Raw genomic sequence first — 14,293 nt, forward strand, 5'->3', positions numbered from 1 at the left:
TTCATCTCCTCAACCTTGCGTCAGAAGCCGAAGCCCGGGCCGGCGGCCACGTCCTTGCGCTTCTTCTTGTCCGCGGGCGGCTGTGCCTTGCCGGGGCGCACGCCTTCCTCGGGCTTGGCGGGCGCCGGGGGCTGTGTCAGCGCGCCGATCGTCGGCGTCGCGGGCGCGTCCTGCGGCGGGGCCATCGTCGGCTTGGGCCGGTCGCCGCCGGTGGTGCCGGAGCCGAGCTGGCCGCCGAAGATGCGCGAGAAATCGTCCGCCGCCTTGTATCCGTCGGTGGGCAGCGCGATCTCGTTGGCGTTGACCGGCTTCACCAGATAGGGGGTGATCACGATCACCAGCTCGGTCTCGTTGCGCTTCCAGGCGTTGGAGCGGAACAGCGTGCCCAGCACGGGCACGTCGCCCAGGCCCGGCGCCTTGTCGATCGAGTTGTCGTGGCTGTTGGAAAGCAGCCCGGCGATCATGAAGCTCTCGCCCGATCCCAGCTCGACCGATGTCTCGGCACGCCGGGTGGTGAGCGCGGGAATGGTGACGTTGTTCAGCGTCACCGCGCCCGCGGCCGAAAGCTGCGACACCTCCGGGCGCACGCGCAGCGAGATGCGGCCGTCCGAAAGCACCGTCGGTGTGAAGGCCAGGCTGACGCCATATTGCTTGTATTCGATGGTGATCACGGTGCCGCCGTTGCCGCTCTGCGGAACGGGGATCGGGATTTCGCCGCCCGCCAGGAAGGTGGCCGTCTCGCCCGAGAGCGCGGTCAGGTTCGGCTGGGCCAGCGTGGTCACCTGGCCCAGCGTCTCGCCCAGATCGAGCGAGCCGAGCAGCGTGGTGCCCAGGATGTTGCCCGCGCCGCCGATCACGGTGCCCCCGGTAGTGGGGCCGGGGAAGGCTACGCCCCAGCCGCCGGGCGGGATGCCGTTGGTATCGGTGGTGGTGCCGTTGTTATAGGTGAAGCTTCCCTGCCGGCCGCGCGCGACGCCGAAGGTGAACGGGCCTCCGTCGCGGTTCTGCAGGTTGACGCCGATGTTCTTGGCGAAGCTGCGGCTCACTTCGGCGAAGCGCACCTGCAGGTTCACCTGTAGCGGCGTCGCGGTCTGCAGCCGGCTGACGATCTGGGTGTCCTTGCCGACGAAGGCCTGCACCAGCCGTTCGGCCTCGGCCACGTCGGACGGGCTCTTCACCGTGCCGGTGAGCAGCACCAGCCCGTTCATCGGCGTGGCGACGATCTCCGCATCCGGCATCGCCAGGCGCAGCATCGAATCGATCGAATCCAGGTTCTGGCCGACACGGATGTTGGCCGAATAGGCGACCCGGCCCGATTTGGTGGTGGCATAGACCGTGGTCTCGCCCGCGCCCTTGCCGAAGATATAGATCTGCGTGGGCGAACGGACGGAGACGTCGGCGATCTGGTCGTTCGCCACGAACACGCTGTCGATCGGCGCTTCCAGGTTGATCAGGCGGCCGCGGCCGGTGTTGATCTGGAGCGTCGTGCTGGGCGAGGGCGCGACCGACTGGGCGGCCGCGGGCAGCGGCGGCACCATCGGCGCGCAGACGAGCGCCAGGATCGCGAGCGGCGCCGCGAAGGGCTTTGCTGGCGTGCGCATGCTAATTCTTCCCCCCGACCGGGACGACGGTCACGTTGTTACCGCGCATGACATTGACCACGGGACCCTGCTGCACGGGCGCAGGCGCTCCTGGATAGGTTTGTCCGCCGGGCGCGGGGGCCGCGCCGGGGCCGCGATCGTCGCGGGGCTTGGCGGGGACGGTGCGGCGCTGGAAGCGCGACACGTCGGCCCCGGTGGTCACGGTGCTGCCCGCGTCGATCGGGCGGGCGGCGGCGCGCGTCAGCATCGCCTTCTCCGCCTTGGGATCGTCGGGCACCTGCACGTCGCCGCTGGCGATCGCATCCTCAAGCTCGCCCTGGTTGTCGGCGATCGAGCGCAGCGACAGCGAAAGGCTACCCACGGTCTGCATCACCGCGATCTTCTCGGCGATCTTGGGCGTCGCCTCGACGGTGACGGTGGAATAGGTGGCGACGACGGTGTTGCCCTTGTCGTCGGTCTGCTTGTCGGTACGCTGGTCGGTGGCCAGCACGCGCAGGTTCTTCAGCACGGTTTCGCTGGCCTTCAGCGGCGGGCCATCGCCGCCGCCGGCGATTTCCTGCGTCAGGATCAGGTCGACGCGGTCGCCCGGGAAGATGAAGCCCGCGACCGAGCTCTGCGCGTTCACCGGCACGGTGACGGCGCGCATGCCCGGGCCAAGCGCGGCAGCCAGGAAGCCGCGATCGCCGGGCTTCACCAGCGCGCCCTGGGTCAGCGGCTGCCCCGCGGGAATCGCGAAGCGGACCACCGTGCCCTGAAGCGACTTGGGATCCATCGCGTCCTTCTTGAAATAGGCGCCCTCGATCATCTCGTTCGGCCAGGGGATGAACTTCATCGCCTCCGGATCGAGGATCGTGCCCACCGGCAGCGCGCGCGTGGCGACAAGCACCTCGGTGGTGTTCTGCGCGGGTGCGGCCCCGGGGGTGCCGGGCGCCGCGCCGGCCACCGGCGCGGGGCTGCCCACCATCAGGTTGCGCGCCATGAATGCCGTGACGGCCGCGACGATCAGCGCGCCGACGAGAAGAATGATCTTGCGTGCATCCATGACGCTCGGGCCTTTTTCCAAACTGATGGCCGGGTTGAACCGGCGTCATTCAGTCACCCAAAATGGTTAATTATCGGTTCGCGAATTACGATCAGCGTCGCGATTGCGATCGCCACGCCGTAAGGGATTTCCAGGGGGGAGCTGCTTTTGCGCAGCCATTTGTCGGCCACCATCACCAGCGTGAGCGCGCCGCCGAGCAGCGACATCAGCACCAGCATCCACACCAGCGGGACCAGCGGCAGCCACAGCGCCAGCGCGGCGATCATCTTCACGTCGCCGCCGCCCATCTGGCCCAGCGCGAAGGCCGCCGCGAACAGCGCCAGCACCGCCAGCGCCACGCCGAACTGGATTGCCATGCCGGGCCAGGGCTCGACTCCGCTGGCATACCACCAGGCGGGGGCCATCAGCGCGATGGCGGCGTTCTTCCAATTGGCGATTTCGCGCGTGCGCGCGTCCTGAATCCCGGCCGAAACCAGGAGCAGCACAAGCGCGACGAGCAGAAAGGTGGTCAATATCGTCCCCATCCCCGGCAAATCCCTAGACGGGACGGCTTTCCAAAAAGTAACCAGAGGCAATGGCAGAACCCCAGTACGACCGCCGCGCCTATCCCGCCGGATCGCGCATCCACAGTTGGCCCGCCCCCGACGGGTGGGAACTGCGCGCCTTCGCCTGGCCCGCCGAGACCGCCAGTCCGCGCGGATCGATCCTGTTCCAGGGCGGGCGCGGAGACATTTTCGAGAAATATCTGGAGCTGTTCGGCCACTGGCATTCGCAGGGCTGGACGATCACCTCGTTCGACTGGCGCGGCCAGGGCGGATCGGGACGGCTGACCGAGCGCAGGAATTGCGGCCATATCGGAGATTTCGCCGATTACGTCGCCGATCTGCGCGCCTTCGCCGCCGAATGGCTACCCGCGACTCCAGGCCCGCACGTCACCATCGCGCATTCGATGGGCGGCCATATCCTGCTGCGCGGGCTGGTGGAGGGCGCGGTGCGGCCCGATGCGGCGGTGCTGGTGGCGCCGATGCTGGGCGTCCACGCAATCGGCGGCGCCTGGCTGGGCGAGCGGCTGGCGCGGCTGATGGGCGGGGTGGGCGACGATACCCGCCCGGCGTGGAAGACCAACGAGAAGCCCTATACCACCGAAAGCCGCCAGAAGCTGTTGACCCACGACGCCGCGCGCTATTCCGATGAAGGCTGGTGGAAGGAGCAGAAGCCAGAGCTGCACACCGGCAGCCCGAGCTGGCACTGGCTGATCGAGGCGTTCCGTTCGATGCGCGAGCTGCGCGGCAATCCCGCGCTGAAGACGATGGATGTGCCGCTGCTGATGCTGGTGGCGGAGGCCGACGGGCTGGTCGATCCCAAGGCCGCGCTCGCCATCGCGTCGAAGCTGCCCGACGTCCGCGTCGTCCGCTTCGGCAAGGAGAGCGCGCACGAGATCCTGCGGGAGGGCGACAAGGTGCGCAACCGCGCGATCGGCGAGATCGACCTGTTCCTCCAGGCGCGGGCGCAAAAGCGGTGAGCGGGTTCGACTTCGCGATCATCGGCGCTGGCATCGCCGGGGCGGGGATCGCCGCCGAGCTGGCGCCGCACGCCCGCGTGCTGATCCTGGAGGGTGAGGATCATCCGGGATATCACACCACCGGGCGATCCGCGGCCTTCTGGTCCGAAACCTATGGCGGCCCGCTGATCCAGCCGCTCACCACCGCCTCCACCGAGGGGATATCGCCCTTTCTGGAGCCGCTGGGCTCCTATCACATCGCCCGGTTCGACGAGCAGGCGATCGTCGACAAATATCTCGCCGATTTCGCGAACAGCGGGGTCGAGCTGATCCCGGTCGATCCGCGCCCGCACATTCCGGGGCTGCGCGAGCAATGGAGCCTTTCGGTCTATGAGCCGAGCTGCGCCTATATCGACGTGGGCGGGCTGCACGGCGCCTTTCTGAAGGCGGCGCGCGCGGCGGGGGCGGAACTGCGCACCGGCGCGCGGCTGACCGGCGTGGCGCGTGAGGGCGGCCGCTGGCGGCTGGCGACGAGCGCGGGGGATTTCGCCGCGGACGTGCTGGTCGACGCGGCCGGCGCCTGGGCCGATCCGGTGGCGGAGATGGCGGGCGCCCGGCCGATCGGCATCCAGCCCTATCGCCGCACGATGGTTCAGATCCTCACCGATCCGCCACCGCCGGAGAAGCTGACCCATGTCGGCCATCTGGGCGGCAGCTTCTATTTCAAGCCGGAGGCCGGCGGGCGGCTGTGGCTTTCGCCGCATGATGAGATTCCCAGCCCGCCGTGCGACGCCCAGCCCGAGGATATCGACGTCGCCATCGCGATCGACCGGTTCGAACATTGCGTCGATTGGCGCGTGGCGAAGCTGGAGCACAAATGGGCCGGCCTGCGCAGCTTCGCGCCGGACCGGCTGCCCGTCTATGGCTTCGATCCGGACGTGCCGGGCTTCTTCTGGTGCGCGGGGCAGGGCGGCTTCGGCATCCAGACAGCGCCCGCCGCGTCGAAGATGGCGGCCGCGCTGGCGCTGGGCGGCGCGCTGCCCGATTCTCTCTCCGGAATTGATCCAAATCGCTATTCCGCGGCCCGATTCCGGGCTAGCGTAACGCCGGATTCGTGAAGGGAGGGCCGGATGGCACACAAGTTCGTGATCGAGCAGAACAAGGCTGGCGAGTATGTCGCCAAGTTCAAGTACAACAGCGAAGTGATCTTCTGGACCGAGGGATATTCGAGCAAGGCGAACGCGCGCAATGCGATCGAATCGATCCTGAAGAACGGCCCCGGCGCACCCGTCGAGGAGTGATCGCCCGCCGGTCCGCCGCGCATGCCGCGGCGGGCCGGGGCATCGCCGCCCGGCCGGTTTCGGGACACCGCGCCCCGCCGCCGCGCGGATGACGCTACGGCAAGCTTGCCCCGCGCGAAGCCGCGGGAATCCGCGGTTTTTTCATTGCTCCCCGTCGCAATCGGCGCGGATATCGCCTATATTGCGCTGCATGACGATGAGCGCGCGCCCCTATGAATTCACGGTCGATGTGGCGCCCGACGACATCGACTTCATGGGCCATGTCAACAACGCCTCCTACCTGAAGTGGGTGCAGGAGGCGGTGATCAGCCACTGGCGCTCGCTCGCCCCGGTGGAGGCGGTGGCCCAGCATCTGTGGGTCGCGCTGAAGCATGAGATCACCTATCGCCGCCCGGCCTTCCTGGACGACGATGTGGTCGCCACCGTGCTGCTGGAGAAGGTCCACGGCGCGCGCGCCTTCTATGAAACGGTGATCCGCCGCGGCGGCGAGGTGCTGGCCGAGGTGAAGTCGAGCTGGTGCTGCGTCGATGCGGAGACGCTACGCCCCGCGCGGCTGGCCCAGAACGTCATCGATCATTTCTTCGTGAAGGCCGATCCGGAGGGCTGAGCGTCTCCCGCACGCCCCGCCTCCCGCTCCGTTCACATCCCCCCCGTTCACATCCCGAGCGCGGCGTCGCTCGCCAGCTTGTCGGCGCGCTCGTTGTCGGGGTGGCCGTCATGGCCCTTCACCCACAGCCATTTGATCTGGTGCGGCTTGGCGGCCTCCAGCAGCGCGATCCACAGGTCCGAATTCTTCACCGGCTTCCTGTCGGCGGTCTTCCAGCCGTTCTTCTGCCAGCCGTGGATCCACTTGGTCAGCCCGTCCATCACATAGCGGCTGTCGGTGGATAGGGTGACGCGGCACGGGCGCTTGAGCGCGTTCAGCCCCTGGATCGCGGCCATCAGCTCCATGCGGTTGTTGGTGGTGTGCGCCTCGCCGCCCGAAAGCTCCTTCTCGGTCGCGCCCGTGCGCAGGACGACGCCCCAGCCGCCCTTGCCGGGATTGCCCTTGCAGGCGCCGTCGGTCGCGATCTCGACACGCGGCAGGCTTGGCGATGGCGCGGTCACGCGAACAGCGCGCTCCCGTGCGCGGCATAGAATTCCAGCCGGCGCCAATAGGCGAGCGGGTCCTTGCGCGTCACCATCGCGTCGGCGGGGGTGTTGAGCCAGTCCCATGCGCGGGTGAGGAAGAAACGCAGCGCCGCGCCCTCCGCCAGCACCGGCAGCGCCGCGCGCTCGGCGTCCGAAAGCCCGAAGGCGCCAGCATATCCGTTGATGACCGCCGTCCCGATCTCCGCGTCGAAGCGCTTTCCGGCGCCGTCGAACGCCCAGGCGCCGTGCATCACCGCCAGGTCATAGGCGCGCACTTCGGTGCAGGCGAAGTAGAAGTCGATGACGCCGGTCACCCTGTCGCCCAGCATCAGCACATTGTCAGGGAAAAGATCCGCGTGGATCGCCGATCGCGGCAGGCCGGCGGGCCATGCCGTCAACACGCGGTCCACAGCCTTTTGCACATCCCCGCGAAGCCCCGGGGCGATCGCGTCCAGGTCCTTTCCGCAGCGTTCGGCCAGCGGCGCCCAGCCTTCGGGGCCGAGCGCGTTGGGGCGTTCGAGCGTAAAGTCCGCCAGCGCGGCGTGCATCTGCCCCATCGCCTGAGCGGCGGCCTGCGCCTGGGCAGGGGTGGGATGCGACACCGATACGCCCGGCAGGAACCGGATCAGGCAGGCCGGGCGCCCCTCCAGCTCGTGGATTTCCACGCCCTGCCGGTCCTTGATCGCGGGCGGAACGGGCAGCCCCTTGTCCGCCAGGTGATCCAGCAGCGCCATGAAGAAGGGCAGGTCCGCCGCAGCGACGCGCTTTTCGTACAGCGTCAGGATGAAGCGGTCGCGCGTCGTCTCCACCAGATAGTTGGAATTCTCGACGCCCTCGGCGATGCCCTTGGCGGACACCAGCTCGCCCGCGTCGAAACGGGTGAGGAACCGGGACAGCGCCTCGGCGGAAACCTGCGTATAGACCGCCATGGCTAGGCCGCTTCGAGCCCGCGCGGCAGCTTGAACGCGACATTCTCCGCCACCGTCTCCACCTGGCGTTCGGTGACGGTGAAATGCTCGGCGATGCGGTCCGCCACCTCGCGCACCAGCAGTTCGGGGGCGGAGGCGCCCGCGGTGATGCCCACGGTGCGGACGTTCTCGAACCAGGCGAAATCGATGTCCGACGCCCGCTGGATGAGCGTGGCGCAGGTGCCGTTGCGCACCGCCACCTCCACCAGCCGCAGCGAGTTGGACGAATTGGGCGCGCCGATCACCAGCACCAGGTCGCAGGTCTCGGCGATCGCCTTCACCGCCGCCTGACGGTTCGACGTGGCGTAGCAGATGTCGTCGGCGCCGGGCGCCAGGATCGACGGAAAGCGCTCGCGCAGCGCGGCCAGCACTGCGGCGGTATCGTCCACCGACAGCGTCGTCTGGGTCAGGAAGGCCAGATTGTCCGGATCGGCGACGGCCAGTCCCGCCACGTCCGCCACCGTCTCCACCAGCGTGATCGCGCCTTCCGGCACCTGGCCGAAGGTGCCGATCACCTCGGGGTGGCCGGCGTGGCCGATGAACAGGATGTGCCGCCCCTGGTTCACCAGCCGCTCCGCCTGGCGGTGGACCTTGGAAACGAGCGGGCAGGTGGCGTCGAGGTAGGACAGGCCCCGCTCGGCCGCCTTCGCGGGCACCGCCTTGGGCACGCCATGCGCGGAGAAGACCACGGGCACCCCGTCCGGCACCTCGTCCAGCTCATCGACGAAGATCGCGCCCTTGGCCTTCAGCCCGTCGACCACGAAGCGGTTGTGGACGATTTCGTGACGGACATAGACGGGCGCGCCATAGCGCTCGATCGCAAGCTCCACGATGCGGATCGCGCGGTCCACGCCGGCGCAGAAGCCGCGGGGCGCCGCGATCAGCAGCTCAAGCGGGGGCTTTTCGGGACTGGACATCGATGGCGGCTCTACGCGATTGCTTGCGCGGGCGGAAGGCGGTTCCTATGCTGCGCGGCGTCCGGGGCGGCGCGATCAGCGGCCGCCCTTTCGCGAAAGGTGTGCCCGTGTCCGTCGCCAAGCTTATCGTACCCGCCATCGCCCTCGCCGTGCTCGGCGGCTGTTCGCGCACCGGCGAGATCGCGGCCGCAGGCGGCGGCGCCGGCATCACCGCGCTGCGCACGCCGTGCCCCTATGTCGCGGTTCCCGCCGCCACCGGCGATGTGACGCTCTTCTCCTCGCCCACCGTGCGTACCGAGGACGCGATCGACGTCACCGCCGCGCTCACCAACGTCACCTCGACCTGCGCGGACGAGGGCGAGCAGGTGACCACCAGCGTCAATTTCGAGGTGTTCGCCCGCCGGACCAACGGCGAAGGCGCGCGCGATGTGCAGCTTCCCTATTTCGTCGCGCTGGTGCGCGGCGGCTCCTCGGTCGTCGCCAAGCGGATCGGCACGGTGACGCTGCATTTCGAACCGGGCCAGCTTCGCGCCAGCGCCACCGGCAGCGGCTCCACCGTCGTCAACCGCGCCGCCGCCACGCTGCCGCAGGAGGTTCGCGACCGGCTGACCAAGCGCCGCAAGGCCGGCGAGCAGGAAGCGGCGATGGACCCGCTGTCCGATCCCGCGATCCGCACCGCGGTGCTCTCCGCCACGTTCGAGGCGCTGGTCGGCTTCCAGCTCACCGACGATCAGCTCAAGTACAACGCGACGCGCTGATCGGCGCGCGATTGTATGCGTTGCTGACAATTATTTCATAATATTGGATTTTTTCGAGCCGATCCGGCGCGCGCGATTGACTCGCATGCTGCGGCGCGGCATCAAAGACGTGTCGATGGCGGGCAACCGCTGAGGCACACGCGGGAGAGCGTCCGTACCGGCCCCGGCCGGCGCGGGCCGCCGAAGGAGCAACCGCCCCGGAATCTCTCAGGCACCACGGACCGCGCGTGCCACGACACTCTGGAAAGCGCTTCCCGCCCAGGCGGGGGCCACCGAAGGGGTAACCCCGGCATCGCTCCGGGGGAAAGCTCTCAGGTTCCGTGACAGAGGGGGCGGCTGGATCAGGAGCGCGGATTGCCCGCGCGCCCTCCGGCCGCAGACCGTCACGGAGCGCGCATGGGCCAGACCGAAGACCTCACCGGAACCGCCGAGCCGCAGGAGCTGCTCCAGCTCCCGCTCGACGCCTGGCACCGCGCCCGCGGCGGCCGGATGGTACCCTTCGCCGGCTATCTGATGCCCGTCCAGTATGAAGGCATCATGGCCGAGCATCTGTGGACGCGCGAGCATGCCGGGCTGTTCGACGTCAGCCACATGGGCCAGCTCCGCGTCAGCGGCCCCGGCGCCACGGAGGCGCTGGAGGCGCTGATGCCCGGCGATTTCGCCGCGCTGAAGCCCGGCCGCATCCGCTATTCGCTGCTGCTGTCCGAAGAGGGCGGCATCCTCGACGATCTGATGGTCACGCGCGAGGAGGACGGCTTCTTCCTGGTCGTCAACGGCGCGACCAAATGGGACGATATCGGCCATCTGCGCGAGCATCTGCCCGACGAGATCACGCTCCATCATCTGGAGGAGCACGCCCTGCTCGCGCTGCAAGGGCCGCGCGCCGCGGAGGCGCTGGCGGCGGTGGTCCCCGGCGTCGATTCGCTGGGCTTCATGCAGGCGGCGGCGTTCGCATGGCGCGGCCATGCGCTGGGCATCAGCCGTTCGGGCTATACTGGCGAGGACGGGTTCGAGATTTCCGTGCCCGCCGAAGCCGCGGAGGCGCTGGCCGATGCGCTCGCGGCGCATCCCGAGGTGAAGCCGATCGGCCTGGGCGCGCGCGATTCGCTGCGGCTGGAGGCGGGGCTTCCGCTCTACGGCCATGACCTGGACGAGGGCACCACGCCGGTCGCCGCCGGGCTGGAATTCGCGCTGTCGAAGCGCCGCCGCGCCGAGGGCGGCTTCCCCGGCGTCGATCGCATCCTGCGCGAGCTGGCGGAGGGCGCGCCGCTGCGCCTCGCCGGCCTGGCGGTCGAGGGGCGCCAGCCGGTGCGCGAGGGCGCCGAGGTGGTGGACGCTTCCGGCGCGGTGATCGGCCGCGTCACCAGCGGCGGCTTCGCGCCCAGCGTTGGGGCGCCCATCGCGCTCGCCTATCTCCCCGCCGCGCTCGCCGTGCCGGGCGCCCGCATCACGCTTTCGCAAAGGGGCAAGCCGCACGCTGCCCAGGTCGCGGCGCTCCCCTTCGTCCCCCATCGCTACGTCAGAAAGGGAAGCTGACCCAATGAGCCGCTATTTCACCGAGGACCATGAGTGGATCGACGTCGATGGCGACATCGGCACCGTCGGCATCACCGAATATGCGCAGGGCCAGCTCGGCGACATCGTGTTCGTCGAGACTCCCGATGAAGGCCGCGCGCTCGCCAAGGGCGACGACGCCGCGGTGGTGGAGAGTGTGAAGGCCGCCTCCGACGTCTATTCGCCGGTCTCCGGCACGGTGATCGAGGGCAACGCCGCGCTGGCCGACAAGCCCGAGCTGGTGAACGAGGATGCGGAGGGCGAGGGCTGGTTCTTCAAGCTCACCCTCAGCGATCCCGCCGAGCTGGAAGGGCTGATGGACGAGGCCAAATATGCCGAGTTCGTGAGCAAGCTCTAGCCCCCTCCCGCTTGCGGGAGAGGCCGGGGAAGGGCGTGCCGAATTTCCCTTGCCCGAACAGCCCCTCCCCCGACCCCTCCCGTGAACGGGAGGGGAGAAGGAACGAGACGATGCGCTACCTTCCCCTGACCAGTGACGATCGCACGGCGATGCTCGCCGCCATCGGCGCGGGATCGATCGACGATCTGTTCGCCGACGTGCCCGAGGCCGCCCGGCTTTCCGGCCCGATCCCCGGTCTGCCGCTCCACGCCAGCGAGATGGCGGTCGAGCGCCACATGGCCGCGCTCGCCCGGCAGAACATGGCGGCCGGCGACGGCCCGTTCTTCCTCGGCTGCGGGGCATACCGCCACCATGTCCCCGCCAGCGTCGATCATCTGATCCAGCGCGGCGAGTTCCTGACCGCCTACACGCCCTATCAGCCGGAGATCGCGCAGGGCACGCTGCAGATGATGTTCGAGTTCCAGTCGCAGGTCGCGCGCCTGCTGGGCTGCGACGTGGCGAACGCATCGATGTATGACGGCTCCACCGCCTGCTGGGAGGCGATCGCGATGGCGCGGCGCGTCACGCGGCGGGGCAAGGCGATCCTCTCCTCCGGCCTCCACCCGCACTATGTGTCGGTCGCGAAGACGATGGCCCGGTTCACCGGCGACGTGCTGGAGACCGCCGCGCCCGCGCTCGGCCCCGATCCGGATTTCGCCGCGCTGCTCGACGCGATCGACGACGACACCTCCTGCGTGGTCGTCCAATATCCCGACATCCTCGGCCGCGTCGGCGATCTCTCGGAGCTGGCGGCGGCGGCGCATGCGAAGAAGGCGCTGCTCGTCGCGGTGGTGACCGAGCCGGTGGCGCTGGGGCTGCTCAAGGCGCCGGGCGAGATGGGCGCGGACATCGTGGTGGGCGAGGGCCAGTCGCTCGGCGTCGGCCTCCAGTTCGGCGGCCCCTATGCCGGGCTGTTCGCCTGTTCGGAAAAGCTGGTGCGCCAGATGCCCGGCCGGTTGTGCGGCGAGACGGTGGACGCGGAGGGGCGGCGCGGCTTTGTACTGACGCTTTCCACCCGCGAACAGCATATCCGGCGCGAGAAGGCGACGAGCAACATCTGCACCAGCTCGGTGCTGTGTGCGCTCGCCATGTCGATCCACATGACGCTGCTGGGCGAGAAGGGGCTGCGCGATCTGGCCGCGATCAACCACGCCGCGGCGGTGGACGCGGCCGCGCGGCTGGCCAAGGTCCCCGGAATCGAGCTGGTTACGGACCGGTTCTTCAACGAATTCACGATCCGGCTGCCGCAGGAGGCCCGCCCCGTGGTGCGTGCGCTGGCGGGCCGCGGGATATTGGCGGGCGTGTCGCTCGGCCGCCTCTATCCGGACGAACCGGGCCTGGCGAACGGACTGGTCGTCGCGGTTACGGAGACCACGCCGGCCGCGGATGTCGATGCGCTCGCGGAAGCGCTGCAGGAGGTGCTGGCATGATCCCGCACTCCGTTCGCCCTGAGCTTGTCGAGGGGCATGGCCGCGCGCGCGGTGAGATCCGGAAACCGCCCTTCGACAGGCTCAGGGCGAACGGCGACGTTGAAAACGAGGTGCTGGCATGACGATCAATCAGAGCGGCTGGCGCCCGGCGCGTCCCCTGGAAGGCGATGCGGAGCCCGCCACCTTCACCGGCAATCGCGCGCTGATGCTTGAGGAGCCGCTGATCTTCGAGATCGGTTCGGGCGCCACGACGGGCGTGGATTTCGACGCGCCCGCGCTTCCGGCCGGGGGGCTGGGCGGCCTGCTGCGCACCGCCCCGATCGGCCTGCCCGGCCTGTCCGAGCCGGAGACGGTGCGCCACTACACCCGGCTCAGCCGCCAGAATTATGCGATCGACCTGGGCCTGTTCCCGCTCGGCTCCTGCACGATGAAGCACAACCCGCGGCTCAACGAGCGCGTGGCGCGCATGCCGGGCTTCGCGGACCTCCACCCGCTCACCCCCGTCGATGCCTGCCAGGGCGCGCTGGCGGTGATCGATCAGCTTGCGCACTGGCTGGTGACGCTCACCGGCATGCACAGCGTGGCGATGAGCCCCAAGGCGGGCGCCCATGGTGAGCTCTGCGGCATCCTGGCGATCCGCGCGGCGCTGGATGCGCGGGGCGAGGGCGCGCGCAAGACGATCCTGGTTCCCGAAAGCGCGCACGGCACCAATCCCGCCACCGCCGCCTTCGCGGGCTATGCGGTGGAGGATATCCCCGCCACGCCCGACGGCCGCGTGGATACCGCCGCGCTGATCGCCCGGCTGGGGCCGGACGTGGCGGCGGTGATGATCACCAATCCCAACACCTGCGGCCTGTTCGAGCGCGACATGAAGACGATCTCGGACGCGGTGCATGCCGCGGGCGCCTTCGTCTATTGCGACGGGGCGAATTTCAACGCGATCGTCGGCCGGGTGCGCCCGGGCGATCTCGGCGTCGATGCGATGCATATCAACCTGCACAAGACCTTCTCGACGCCCCACGGCGGCGGCGGCCCGGGCTCCGGCCCGGTGGTGTTCAGCGCGGCGCTGTCGCCCTATGCCCCGCTGCCCTTTGTCGAGAAGACCGCGGACGGCTTCCGCCTGGTGGAGGAGGAGACCGCGGGCGAGCATCATGCGGGCAGCTTCGGCCGCATGACCGCCTTCCACGGCCAGATGGGCATGTTCACCCGCGCGCTGACCTATATCCTCAGCCACGGCGCCGATGGCCTGCGCCAGGTGGCGGAGGATGCGGTGCTCAACGCCAACTATGTGCTGCGCAGCCTTCAGGACGTGCTCGACGCGCCCTTCGCCGCGGCAGGCCCGTGCATGCATGAGGCGATCTTCTCCGACGCCGGGCTGGCCGAGGGCGTCAGCACGATCGACGTCGCCAAGGCGCTGATCGACGAGGGCTTCCACCCGATGACGATGTATTTCCCGCTCGTCGTCCACGGCGCGATGCTGATCGAGCCGACCGAGACCGAGAGCAAGGCGGGGCTGGATCAGTTCATCGGCGCGCTGCGTTCGGTGGCGGAGCGCGCCAAGGCGGGCGACCCCGGCCTGAAGACCGCGCCCCACCACGCCCCGCGCCGCCGCCTGGACGAGACGCTGGCCGCGCGCAGGCCGGTGCTGGTGTGGAAGGAACCCGTGGCGGCGGCGGCGGCGGCCGAATAGCGC

Annotated in this window: 15 protein-coding genes and 1 riboswitch; of the genes, 9 read left to right on the top strand and 6 right to left on the bottom strand. The window is 69.3% G+C overall.

Annotated elements, in window-relative coordinates:
• Positions 1 to 20 precede the first annotated feature (20 nt).
• The 3 genes from OM513_RS08465 to OM513_RS08475 are packed head-to-tail and all read right to left on the bottom strand — an operon-like array spanning position 21 to position 3,167.
• Positions 21 to 1,601, bottom strand: a complete 1,581-nt coding sequence (locus tag OM513_RS08465; protein ID WP_380916292.1) for a type II and III secretion system protein family protein — start codon at positions 1,599 to 1,601, stop codon at positions 21 to 23.
• Position 1,602: 1 nt separating this feature from the next.
• Positions 1,603 to 2,643, bottom strand: coding sequence for a Flp pilus assembly protein CpaB (gene cpaB / locus OM513_RS08470; protein ID WP_264943736.1), 1,041 nt, complete (start codon positions 2,641 to 2,643; stop codon positions 1,603 to 1,605).
• A gap of 53 nt (positions 2,644 to 2,696) precedes the next feature.
• Positions 2,697 to 3,167, bottom strand: a complete 471-nt coding sequence (locus tag OM513_RS08475; protein WP_264943737.1) for an A24 family peptidase — start codon at positions 3,165 to 3,167, stop codon at positions 2,697 to 2,699.
• Positions 3,168 to 3,217: 50 nt separating this feature from the next.
• On the opposite strand from OM513_RS08475, the gene OM513_RS08480 reads away from it, so the two are divergent.
• The 4 genes from OM513_RS08480 (at position 3,218) to OM513_RS08495 (ending at position 6,052) form a co-directional block, all read left to right on the top strand.
• Positions 3,218 to 4,165 carry an alpha/beta hydrolase gene (locus tag OM513_RS08480; protein ID WP_264943738.1) on the top strand — a complete coding sequence of 316 codons (948 nt, stop codon included), beginning with the start codon at positions 3,218 to 3,220 and terminating at the stop codon, positions 4,163 to 4,165.
• Positions 4,162 to 5,262, top strand: coding sequence for an NAD(P)/FAD-dependent oxidoreductase (locus OM513_RS08485; protein ID WP_264943739.1), 1,101 nt, complete (start codon positions 4,162 to 4,164; stop codon positions 5,260 to 5,262). Before OM513_RS08480 ends, OM513_RS08485 begins: the two co-directional genes overlap by 4 nt.
• 12 nt (positions 5,263 to 5,274) lie before the next feature.
• On the top strand, positions 5,275 to 5,445 hold the full coding sequence (locus OM513_RS08490) for a YegP family protein (RefSeq protein WP_264943740.1): 171 nt from the start codon (positions 5,275 to 5,277) through the stop codon (positions 5,443 to 5,445).
• Positions 5,446 to 5,635: 190 nt separating this feature from the next.
• The gene (locus tag OM513_RS08495; RefSeq protein WP_264943741.1) at positions 5,636 to 6,052 is read left to right on the top strand and encodes an acyl-CoA thioesterase; all 417 of its coding nucleotides are present in this window, start codon (positions 5,636 to 5,638) and stop codon (positions 6,050 to 6,052) included.
• Positions 6,053 to 6,099: 47 nt separating this feature from the next.
• On the opposite strand, the gene rnhA is transcribed toward OM513_RS08495, so the two are convergent.
• The 3 genes from rnhA to ispH are packed head-to-tail and all read right to left on the bottom strand — an operon-like array spanning position 6,100 to position 8,461.
• Positions 6,100 to 6,552 (bottom strand): ribonuclease HI, encoded by a 453-nt coding sequence (gene rnhA, locus OM513_RS08500; RefSeq protein ID WP_264943742.1) that lies wholly within the window; start codon positions 6,550 to 6,552, stop codon positions 6,100 to 6,102.
• Positions 6,549 to 7,505 carry a homoserine kinase gene (gene thrB / locus OM513_RS08505; RefSeq protein WP_264943743.1) on the bottom strand — a complete coding sequence of 319 codons (957 nt, stop codon included), beginning with the start codon at positions 7,503 to 7,505 and terminating at the stop codon, positions 6,549 to 6,551. Before thrB ends, rnhA begins: the two co-directional genes overlap by 4 nt.
• Positions 7,506 to 7,507: 2 nt before the next feature.
• Complete coding sequence (ispH, locus tag OM513_RS08510) at positions 7,508 to 8,461, bottom strand: 4-hydroxy-3-methylbut-2-enyl diphosphate reductase (RefSeq protein ID WP_264943744.1); 954 nt, start codon at positions 8,459 to 8,461, stop codon at positions 7,508 to 7,510.
• A 107-nt stretch (positions 8,462 to 8,568) separates the two neighbouring features.
• Between ispH and OM513_RS08515 the strand changes: the two genes are divergently transcribed.
• From OM513_RS08515 to gcvPB, 5 genes are all read left to right on the top strand, one after another.
• A complete protein-coding gene (locus OM513_RS08515; RefSeq protein ID WP_264943745.1) occupies positions 8,569 to 9,219 on the top strand; it encodes a hypothetical protein in 651 nt (216 codons plus the stop codon).
• A gap of 230 nt (positions 9,220 to 9,449) precedes the next feature.
• A riboswitch (glycine riboswitch) is annotated at positions 9,450 to 9,556 on the top strand.
• A gap of 59 nt (positions 9,557 to 9,615) precedes the next feature.
• Positions 9,616 to 10,755, top strand: a complete 1,140-nt coding sequence (gene gcvT, locus OM513_RS08520) for a glycine cleavage system aminomethyltransferase GcvT (protein ID WP_264943746.1) — start codon at positions 9,616 to 9,618, stop codon at positions 10,753 to 10,755.
• Between the two features lie 4 nt (positions 10,756 to 10,759).
• Positions 10,760 to 11,131: a glycine cleavage system protein GcvH gene (gene gcvH, locus OM513_RS08525; RefSeq protein WP_264943747.1), complete on the top strand. Its 372-nt coding sequence runs from the start codon at positions 10,760 to 10,762 to the stop codon at positions 11,129 to 11,131.
• A 110-nt stretch (positions 11,132 to 11,241) separates the two neighbouring features.
• The gene (gcvPA, locus tag OM513_RS08530) at positions 11,242 to 12,600 is read left to right on the top strand and encodes an aminomethyl-transferring glycine dehydrogenase subunit GcvPA (RefSeq protein ID WP_264943748.1); all 1,359 of its coding nucleotides are present in this window, start codon (positions 11,242 to 11,244) and stop codon (positions 12,598 to 12,600) included.
• Between the two features lie 118 nt (positions 12,601 to 12,718).
• Positions 12,719 to 14,290, top strand: coding sequence for an aminomethyl-transferring glycine dehydrogenase subunit GcvPB (gcvPB, locus tag OM513_RS08535; protein ID WP_264943749.1), 1,572 nt, complete (start codon positions 12,719 to 12,721; stop codon positions 14,288 to 14,290).
• Positions 14,291 to 14,293: the final 3 nt, after the last annotated feature.

It is taken from the genome of Sphingomonas canadensis (genome assembly GCF_026013525.1).
In the GTDB taxonomy this organism is placed as follows: Bacteria; Pseudomonadota; Alphaproteobacteria; order Sphingomonadales; family Sphingomonadaceae; genus Sphingomonas; species Sphingomonas canadensis.